This is a genomic window from Agromyces sp. NPDC029043 (assembly GCF_055564615.1).
Window position 1 is genome coordinate 1 of sequence record NZ_JBVHVX010000059.1, and the last position, 1,955, is coordinate 1,955.

3 protein-coding genes are annotated in these 1,955 nt (G+C 66.9%); all 3 read left to right on the forward strand.

Going from position 1 to position 1,955, the window contains the following annotated elements:
* Nucleotides 1-245: 245 nt before the first annotated feature.
* Complete coding sequence (locus ACZ4TW_RS23965) at nucleotides 246-452, forward strand: heavy-metal-associated domain-containing protein (RefSeq protein WP_006438347.1); 207 nt, start codon at nucleotides 246-248, stop codon at nucleotides 450-452.
* Nucleotides 453-544: 92 nt separating this feature from the next.
* Nucleotides 545-1,495 carry a hypothetical protein gene (locus ACZ4TW_RS23970; protein WP_006357624.1) on the forward strand — a complete coding sequence of 317 codons (951 nt, stop codon included), beginning with the start codon at nucleotides 545-547 and terminating at the stop codon, nucleotides 1,493-1,495.
* Between the two features lie 77 nt (nucleotides 1,496-1,572).
* Nucleotides 1,573-1,955: cation transporter (locus tag ACZ4TW_RS23975; RefSeq protein WP_465547015.1), on the forward strand; the 383-nt coding region annotated here is incomplete at its 3' end.

The following is a 1,955-nucleotide window of genomic DNA, read 5'->3' on the forward strand; positions in this document are numbered from 1 at the left end:
CGCCCACGATCCCGTGCCACTGTCGCCCAACTCTCCTTCGGTCATTCCCACCGTAGTGGCGGGAACCACCGTCCGCGACACGCCGGTCAGGTCACTCAGCGTCTCCGCCCCCACCGAAGCTCAACCCACCTCCACCCATTGATTACCCTAGGGGGGTATGGTATAAAGGTGGTGTGGCGAGACGCCACAGCGACAGGCCTCCTGAGGGTCGTCGGCACCACTGCTGTACCGAAAGGGCACATCTCATGAGCACATCGACAGTGATCGTCTCCGGAATGACGTGTGGGCACTGCGCGTCGTCGGTGCGTGAAGAAGTCGGAGCACTGGCCGGCGTGACCGACGTCGAGGTCGACGTGGCCAGCGGGCAAGTCACCATCTCCAGCTCGGCCCCGATCGAGCCCGACGCGATCCGCGTCGCGGTCGAAGAGGCCGGCTACCACCTGGCGCAGTAGCAGATGAGGGGCTGAAGTGTCTGCCCACTGGCGACTTCAGCCCTTCTCCGGGCGGCGTGTGTGTCGCCACCACCGATGACAGGAATCCAGCGATGAATGTTCCAACCAAGCTCGGCGTCTTCGCTGCGGCTCTGCTGATAGTTTTCGCCGCGGCCTATGCCATCGCCGCGGGTGTCGCACCCGATCGGCCACGACCGTCGTCGGCCGAGTCCACCCATGTCGGCCACACTGCCCAACCGTCATCATCTGCGTCCCCCGGTGCCGATCAGGTTCGCGGGGTTTCGCTGGCAGCAGGCGGCTTCATCCTGGGAAATGTGGTGGCACCCCATGCGCCCGGGATGCAAGCACCGCTGAGCTTTGAGATCCTCGACGCCGCCGGGGCCGCGGTCACCGACTTCGCCACCGAGCACGACAAGCAGCTGCACCTGATCGTCGTCCGCGCGGATGGCGCCTACTTTCGACACGTGCACCCCACTCTCTCGCCCGAAGGGCGCTGGTCGCTGCCCTGGCAGTGGGCGACGGGAGGCAGCTACCGGATCTATGCCGACTTCGTGCCCGCCGCCACCGGTCAACCCCTCACCCTGACCAGCACCGTCGAAGTCAGCGGTGACTACCAGCCGGCCCCAGCCGCCGCCGAATCACGACAGTCATCCGTCGACGGGTTCGACATCGAGCTGGCCGGGCACCTGCGCGCGGGAGCCGAGTCCGAATTGACCGTCACCGTGCGGCGAGCAGGACAACCGGTCACTACCTTGCAGCCGTATCTGGGCGCTTTCGGTCACTTGGTGGCTCTGCGTCAGGGCGACCTGGCCTACCTGCATGTTCACCCTGAGGGCGCGGCACCGACCGCCGGTCAACTCGCGGGACCACAGGTCCGCTTCGCCACCACCGCCCCCACCCCGGGCCGCTATCTGCTCTACCTCGACTTCCAGGTCGACGGCGCTGTGCACACCGCCACCTTCGTTCTCGACGCCCCCACCGGCGCCCCGGCCCCGACAACCAACTCCACGGCCCCCTCGGCCGATCCGCACGCCGGACACTAACTCGCTAACCAGCGCCACCCCGGGGCCACTGCACCGAGGCACTGCGCCGAGGCGCTCACCCTTCGAGGAACTTCCCCATGACCACCTCAGCTCCGATCCACCCACCTGCGGCCACCGCCGAGCAGACAGGCACCGTCGATGTCGAACTCGCCGTGTCGGGCATGACGTGTGCCTCGTGCGCGGCACGCATCGAACGCACACTGAACAAACTCGACGGAGTGAGCGCCTCGGTGAACTACGCCACCGAAAAAGCTCACGTCAGCGCACGCGCCGGTGTCGACCCCAACCTGCTGATCGAGACCATCGAACAGGCCGGGTACCGCGCTGCGCTGCCCGCCATTCCCACAGGCGCCGACCCCGACGACGACCCTTCGGACGACGACGGGGAGCTCGTGGCCTTGCGTCACCGACTGATCGGTGCGGTGGTTCTCTCGGTACCGGTGATCGCGCTGGCAATGGT

Coding starts and splice junctions, on each gene's coding strand:
- ACZ4TW_RS23965 (WP_006438347.1), top strand. CDS start 246: ATGAGCACATCGACAGTGATCGTCTCCGGAATGACGTGTGGGCACTGC.
- ACZ4TW_RS23970 (WP_006357624.1), top strand. CDS start 545: ATGAATGTTCCAACCAAGCTCGGCGTCTTCGCTGCGGCTCTGCTGATA.